At 65.0% G+C, this 7,589-nt stretch carries 6 protein-coding genes; 5 read left to right on the forward strand and 1 reads right to left on the reverse strand.

Annotated elements, in window-relative coordinates:
• Position 1 precedes the first annotated feature (1 nt).
• The 4 genes from AC1DJW_RS24925 to AC1DJW_RS24940 all read left to right on the forward strand — a co-directional run bounded on the left by AC1DJW_RS24925 (position 2) and on the right by AC1DJW_RS24940 (position 5,094).
• Positions 2–1,612, forward strand: a complete 1,611-nt coding sequence (locus AC1DJW_RS24925; RefSeq protein WP_476902803.1) for an ABC transporter permease — start codon at positions 2–4, stop codon at positions 1,610–1,612.
• A complete protein-coding gene (locus AC1DJW_RS24930; protein WP_390282199.1) occupies positions 1,609–2,763 on the forward strand; it encodes an ABC transporter ATP-binding protein in 1,155 nt (384 codons plus the stop codon). The genes AC1DJW_RS24925 and AC1DJW_RS24930 overlap by 4 nt, the downstream gene beginning before the upstream one ends.
• A 201-nt stretch (positions 2,764–2,964) precedes the next feature.
• Positions 2,965–3,879, forward strand: a complete 915-nt coding sequence (locus AC1DJW_RS24935) for a patatin-like phospholipase family protein (RefSeq protein ID WP_390282198.1) — start codon at positions 2,965–2,967, stop codon at positions 3,877–3,879.
• Between the two features lie 642 nt (positions 3,880–4,521).
• Complete coding sequence (locus AC1DJW_RS24940) at positions 4,522–5,094, forward strand: MOSC domain-containing protein (RefSeq protein WP_476902804.1); 573 nt, start codon at positions 4,522–4,524, stop codon at positions 5,092–5,094.
• Between the two features lie 8 nt (positions 5,095–5,102).
• Here AC1DJW_RS24940 and AC1DJW_RS24945 read toward each other — a convergent pair whose 3' ends face one another.
• Entirely contained in the window at positions 5,103–6,377 is a 1,275-nt protein-coding gene (locus tag AC1DJW_RS24945; RefSeq protein WP_476902805.1) for an MFS transporter, read from the reverse strand.
• Positions 6,378–6,618: 241 nt separating this feature from the next.
• Between AC1DJW_RS24945 and AC1DJW_RS24950 the strand changes: the two genes are divergently transcribed.
• On the forward strand, positions 6,619–7,589 hold a 971-nt coding region (locus AC1DJW_RS24950; RefSeq protein WP_476902806.1), incomplete at its 3' end, for a 13E12 repeat family protein.

The raw sequence follows: 7,589 nt of genomic DNA on the forward strand, positions 1-7,589 counted from the left end.
TGTGACCACTGATCTATCGGCTCGCGTCTCCCCGGAAATTCCCGAGGCTCCGTCGAGCACGACGACGGCGGGCAGGGGCAAGCGCCCCCGCCCGCCTTTCGGCGTTTCTGCAATATCCCTCCTGGCCGTGCTGATCGCGCTGTTTTCGCTCATCCCGCTGGGGTACGTCGCTTACATGACGGCCGCGACCGGGTGGGACACCGCCGTCGCACTCATCTTCCGGCCGCGCGTTGGCGAGCTGCTCCTGAACACCGTGATGCTGGTGGTCTTCACGGTGCCCATCTGCCTGGTGTTGGGAGTCGGTGGCGCGTGGCTCGTGGAGCGGACCAAGCTGCGGGGGCATCGCTGGTGGGCTGTGGCCCTGGCAGCCCCGCTGGCCATTCCCGCGTTCGTCAACAGCTATGCGTGGGTGACCGCGGTCCCCTCGCTGGAGGGCATCTGGTCCGGCGTGCTGATCGCCACGCTGTCGTATTTCCCCCTTGTCTACATTCCCGCGGCGGCGACGCTGGGGCGTCTGGACCCCGCGATTGAGCAGTCCGCGGCCTCCCTTGGCTTGGGACCATGGGCCATCTTCTTCCGGGTTGTCCTGCCTCAACTCCGGATCGCCATGACGGGTGGCGCACTCCTGGTGTCGCTGCACCTGCTGGCCGAATACGGCGCGTTCGCCATGATCCGCTTCGACACGTTCACCACCGCGATCATGACCCAGTTCCAATCCACGTTCAACGGCACAGCCGGGAACATGCTGGCAAGCGTCCTGGTGTTCTTCTGCCTCATCCTGCTCCTGGCGGAAGTCAGGAGCCGCGGTACCGCACGCTACGCCCGCGTCGGTTCCGGTGCACAGGCCAAGCCGACCAGGCTTCCCCTGCGCCACTACCAGCTTCCGTCCCAGCTAGGCCTGCTTGCCCTCACCGTGTTGGCCTTCGGGTTGCCGATCTTTTTTGTCCTGCGCTGGGTGCTGGCGGGAGGCGCGCGCGTCTGGTCCGCCGACGAATTCCTTCCGGCACTGTTCCAGACCCTCGCTTATGGCACCGTAGGCGCCGCGGCGACAATCGTCGTCGGCTTCCCCATGGCCTATCTGGCCGTGCGGCACCCCAGTTGGTTCAGCAAGATGCTTGAACTCTCCAATTACGTCACCAGCTCCCTGCCCGGCATCGTGGTGGGCCTCGCCTTCGTGACCGTGAGCATCCGCATGGTCCCGGGAATCTACCAGACCTCCGGCGTCCTGATTGCGGCCTATGTGCTGTTGTTCCTGCCGCGGGCCCTGGTCAACATCCGCTCCGGACTGGCCCAGGCTCCCAAGGAACTTGACGAAGCCGCGCAATCGCTCGGCAAGGCACCGCTGGTGTCCTTCCTGAAGGTGACGTTGCGGCTCACGGCTCCGGCCGCCGCCGGCGGGGCCGCGCTGGTGTTCCTTGCCATAGTCAACGAGCTGACCGCCACGCTGCTGCTGTCCCCCAATGGCACGCACACCCTGGCCACCGAATTCTGGAGCAAGAGCAGCGAGATCGACTACTCGGGCGCGGCACCTTACGCCCTGCTCATGATCCTGTTGTCCGCCCCCATGACGTACTTGCTTTTCCAACAGTCCAAGAAAGTAGCCGGACAGTGACCGAACAATCCCCCTCAAGGCTTCCGGCACCGCGCGTGGCGGCTTCGGTGGCCCCTACCACCAACACGCATCTGGACATCGCCGAGGTCACCAAGAACTTCGGCTCCCAGGCCGTGCTGAAGGGCGTGAACCTTTCCGTGGCCAAGGGCGGGACCACTGCCATCGTCGGGCCTTCCGGTTCCGGCAAGACCACCCTGTTGCGCCTCATCGCCGGATTTGAGCACCCGGGCACCGGCTCAATCAGCCTCAACGGAAACAAGGTGGCCGGGGACGGGATTTGGGTACCGGCCCACAAGCGGCACGTTGGCTATGTTGCCCAGGACGGCGCGCTCTTCCCACACCTTACGGTGGGGCAGAACATCGCGTTCGGGCTGGACAAGTCAGCGCTCGACGGCGGCCGCCGCGCCGTGAAGACGCGCGTCCAGGAACTGCTCGACATGGTTTCCCTCGATGCCGACATGGCGAAGCGGCGGCCCCACCAGCTCTCGGGCGGCCAGCAGCAGCGGGTGGCACTCGCCCGAGCCCTGGCCCGCGAACCGCAACTCATGCTGCTCGACGAGCCTTTCTCAGCGCTCGACGCCGGCCTCCGCGTGGCCACGCGGCGCGCCGTCGCGAAGGTGCTGAACGAAGCCGGGGTCACCACCATCCTGGTGACGCACGATCAAGCCGAGGCCCTGTCCTTCGCGGATCAGGTGGCGATCATGCGTGGCGGGAAGCTGGCGCAGATCGGCAATCCATTCGTTGTGTACACGCGTCCCGCAGACCGGGCAACGGCCGAATTCCTCGGTGACGCCGTCATCCTGGACGCGTGGATGGAAGGCTCCCTGGCCACGTGTTCGCTAGGCGGCATACCTGTACGCCGTCCCCCGGCGCAGGGCCTCGTGCAATTGATGCTCCGCCCTGAACAAATCCGGATTGCTCCCGACGGTCCCATCCGCGGCGTGGTCGTCGATACGGACTACTTCGGCCCCGAGACCACGGTGCGGATCAAGCTCGCCCCGCGCGTTGCAGCCGCCGGCGCATCCTTGGCCTACCCGGGAGGTGGCGAAATCATCACCATCCGGCACTGGAACGCTTCCATCACCAAGCCCGGCACGGAACTGTGCCTCCGCGTGGTGGGCGAAGGCGTGGCGTTCCCTGTGGAGGATTAGGGGTGTAGGTCGGCCTGTTGCGGGCCTGTTGCGGGCCGCGCCGCGGGCGTGCTAGCGTTGCGGCGATCGTGATCTATCGGCAGGAGGTGAGTCCCATGAACGCAGTATCCGCAATGGGTGCTCCCCTGCAGTCCACGATCTCGCGACTGAAATAGTCGCCACTGGGAGCGCCAAACAGGCAATTCACGAAAGGCGACTCCCATGAACACAACACCTTCTTTACCTTTGCACTCCCGCGAGCGAGCGTTGGTCCTCGGTGGCGGCGGATCGACAGGCAATGCCTGGCTGATCGGCGTCCTCGCTGGCCTCTTCGAGGCCGGGCTGGATGCGACCGACGCCGATCTGACCATCGGCACGTCAGCCGGATCAACGGCCGCGGCCCAGATTGCCGGCGCAACCCCGACTGAACTGTTCGCCAACATCCTTGACGCCGTCCCCCCGCAACGGCCCGCTCCGGTCGGGTCCGGAGCCGGACGCGCATCAGCCAGGCCGGTGGTGAACCATCTGGAGCGGATCAACAAGATCATCGCCGATGCTCAGGACGTGGCTGACATGCGCCGGCGACTGGGCGCGGCAGCGCTCGAGATGGATGCGGCGTCGGATGGCTCCTGGTCAACACAATGGCGCACCACCGTCGCCGCCCGGCTACCCAGCCAGAACTGGCCGGAACGACCAGTGCTCGTCACGGCGGTCGATGCCCGTACCGGTGAACCGGTCACGTTCGACCGCCAGAGTGGAGTCGACTTGGTGGATGCAATCGCCGCCAGCTGTTCCAGTGGCTTGCCTTACAGGATCGGGGACAAGCGGTACCTCGACGGCGGTTACCGGTCCAACGCCGAGAATGCCGATCTGGCAGCCGGATACGAGCGGGTCCTGGTGCTCTCGCCCTTCGGTGGCAGATCATTGCAACCGCTGGAGTGGGGCACGCATCTGGCAACGCAGGTCGACGAACTCCGCGCACGCGGCAGCAGAGTCGAAACCATTTTCCCGGACGGCAACTCCGAGCACATGTTCGGCGCCAATGCCATGGATCTGTCGCTGCGCCCGCCCGCTGCCCAGGCGGGGTACGAGCAAGGCAAAGCCCTGGCCGGGCAGCTCACGGAATTTTGGGGCTGAGCGCCCGGGGTTCCTGAGCCTGCAGGCGTGACGACACCGGTTCACGCCTAGGAGGTGACCAAGGCGGTCAAGGGCCGCCTCGGTCACCTTCGCGGCTCAGCCCCGGCTACCTGAAATTGAGTGGTCGAAAGTCATAAATTGAGTGGCGACGGACGGTGGATTGAGTATTGAGACATGCGAGAGGAATGCAATCCGTGATTCCCATTTTGGAATATCTAAATAATTCCCTCGACCTGTTTCACGAAAACTCTTGCCCTCATTTGCCTCATATGCATAATTTGATCGTGAAGCGCGCCTGGAACGCTGCTTCCGGATGGGACAAGAAGTGGCAAGATGTCGTTCTCGCCGGCGGTTGACTCGCCGGAGCGATTCTAGGCATCTCCTCGATCAAGGAAGCATGTTTTGACTCCTAAACGTACTCGTGACATTCCTATTTCCCTGCTTCTATTTACGCTGGTAGCGGTTCTGCTATTCATAACGGCCGTCGGAAGTATGCAGCTATGGTGGTCAATACTTGCTGGTATCGCGCTCGTTGGAACCGGCATCGGAACGTTCGCTGATTTCCAACGCCGCAAGAATTAGCTTTCAAGGGATGCTGGAGCGGCCGGGGTTGCTGACCCGGGACAGGCATAGCCTTATGGCATGACCGCAAGCTACAGGTACGACGTGGAGATCCTGCATCTCCTCGTATCATCCGGCCACGCCTATTTCGGCCGCGCACGTGATGGTGCCGCCGAGGTGCCCACAACGGACGCCGAGCAGGTCGACGTCGTAAGCGGCAAGGGCATCGTCGGTGACCGGTTCTGCGGCAAGGCCGCGCACATGGATGCCGCAGTCACCCTGATAGCCATCGAGTCGCTCGAAGCGATGGCTGCTGAGCTGGGGGTCGCACCTTTTGACCCGCTCCTCACGCGCCGCAATGTGGTCCTCAGGGGAGCCCACCTGGCTCCCCTGTTGGGCGAAGAATTCGCCCTGGAATCGCGGGGCGGCCTTGTGCGGTTCCGGGGCGGCCGGCCGGCGCACCCCTGTGCGTGGATGGACCAGGTCCTCACTCCGGGCGCACATGCCGCCATGCGCGGCCGCGGTGGCGTGCGCTGCCAACCGCTTTCGGATGGCCTTCTGCATCGTGGCACAGCTGTGCTAATTAGCCCTGTACCGCTTGATCCTGACAAGGCCGGCGAGGCCACGCTCCTCCGGGCTTCACGGCTTCCGTAGGCCAGTTCCTATGACTGCCGGGGTTCCGCGTCCGATGTAGCGATCGAGGCGTTGGCTTGATCGGCCAAAGAGCCCTGCCGACGACTCGCCAGGAGGAACGGCACCGCGATCAGCTCGATGACGCCGCTGATGGCGAGCGAGGCGGAGTAGCCGTACACATCGGCGGCCCGGCCTAGCAGCGGCTGCACCACCACTCCACCGCTTGATCCAATCAGCGAGTCGAAGCTCAGCACTGTTGCCCGCTGCTTCGACGGGATCATGTCGTTCACGTAGGCCTGCCGCACTGGTGTGGCCGCCGAGTCGACCATGGCCCAGAAGGTCAACAGCGCCAGGGCCACCCTGAAGACGCTCGTGAACCCGAGCACCACCAAAATCGACGCACTCACCACTCCGCTCAGAATCAACACGGTGGTGCGTTTGCGGACGAGGCGCCGGATGCGTGGTGCAAGCCACCCACCCAGCACCTGCGCTCCTGCGACGATTGCTGCCGCCAAGCCCGCTACGGAGTAAGCGCGCGGGTCGCCGAAGAGCTGAAGCAGGTATGGCTGCAGGGCATAGAACACATAGATCCCGACGCCGGCACTGAACGGCGCTGCCAACATCACGTACCGTACGGGTGGATTTTTCAAACCGTTCTCGATGGAGGCGTCGAGGACAGCTCGGGTCGCCTTGAGTGGATGGGTAGAGCGTTCGGGGGTGAACCCGACGTCGCGCATGAGCAAGAAGGCCACGACGAACATGGCGAGGAGCACGCCCACGCGAATCAGGAACGGCACGCCCAGGTTGGTGGCCTGCGCGATCACCCCGCCAGCCACTGAGCCCGCAAGCATGGCGGCACCCGACACCATCTGTCCCCGCCCGAGCACCGTCTCCAAGCCACCCTCATATCCAGTGAAGCGCAACGCGTCGACGAGCCAGGCCTCCACGGCACCCGAGAAGAAGGTGAAGCCCAGACCGAGCAATACCGATACCACGGCCCACCACCAGAACGGGGCGGAAAGCTGCCAGAGCAGAAAGTAGAGGTAGGTGGATCCGGCCAGTGTCACCGTGCCAAGAAGGAACGAAACGCGGCGTCCCCAACCATCGGCCACCACTCCAGTGGGCACTTCGAAGACGACCATCCCGGCCGTGAAGAAGGCGTTCGCCGCAAAGGCCTCAAGGTTGCTTAGTCCGGCATCCAAAAGGAAGAGGGTGTTGATCCCCCAAATAAACGAGGCCGCAAGGGTATTGCCGAGGGTCAACGTGAGGTAGACACTTTGGATCTTTCGGGCGGCGGGGTTCATTGGGACGACGGCCCCGCCTTGGCGAGGGTGAACCACGAGCCAATTCTCGTCCGCTTCGGTTGCGCACGCCAGAGTGGGACGGGACGGGCTTGAGGGGCGCCCGCGAAACGTCTCCGATGGCCCATTTGCCGGGGCCGCGAGGCTTGTCAGTTTCTAGGAAAGTTCTGCCGATTTCCGGGTTTTTCGGCAGGCAGGTCTCCTTCGAGCTATTAATGTCAGACCCCTCTGCGATGCTGTGGTTATGGCCGGGAACCGGGGAACACAGCTGATCGGATCAGCCGCGCCATCCGGCGGCACGGTCCCGGATGCTGTCCCCGGTGTCGCTGGGCCGGGCTTCCGGGTGCGGGATCTGATCGACTCCGTGCGATCGCTTCGGCCGGCCGTTGCCTTTGAACTGGCCGGCGGCACCGAAGTTGCCGCCCCCGCTGAACTGATCAACCAGTTGCGTGCCCTGGAGGATCTGAAGTCCGCGGCCGCCGCTGCCCAGGCCCGGATCGCCGTCGCGTTCGACGCCGCCCAGCGCAGCGCCGACGCGGCGGCAGGTGTGCCGGCCGAGGAACGCGGCCGCGGCGTCGGAGCTCAAATTGCTTTGGCCCGGCGGGAATCCTCCGCCCGCGGATCCCGGCTCCACGGACTCGCCAAAGCCCTCGTGACCGAAATGCCGCACACCCTCGCCGCCCTGGACACCGGCCAGTTCACCGAATGGCGGGCGACCCTTTTGGTGAAGGAAACAGCCTGCCTGTCCGCCGAAGACCGCTGCGCCGTCGACGAGGAACTCGCCGCCGACACCGGAACCTTCGACGGTGTGGGGGACAAGGCCATCATCGCGGCGGCCCGGGCCGCGGCTTACCGGCGGGACCCCCGCTCCGTGACCCAGCGCGCCAGCCACGCCGCCACCGAACGGCACGTGAGCCTGCGGCCGGCACCTGACACCATGACCTACCTGACCGCACTGCTTCCCGTCGCCCAGGGCGTGGCCGTTCACGCGGCCCTGACCCGGCACGCCGACACCCTCCGCAACGCCGGAGAGGAGACCCGGACCCGGGGACAGATCATGGCCGATGCGCTCGTCGAACGCACCACCGGCACCCCCGCAGGGATCAGCGGTGTTGAGGTCCAGCTCGTCATGACCGACAGGACACTCTTCCAGGGCGACAGCGAACCCGCCCGGCTCCCCGGCTACGGCATCGTCCCCGCCGGCTGGGCACGGAC

It is taken from the genome of Arthrobacter sp. 05L417 (genome assembly GCF_056397865.1).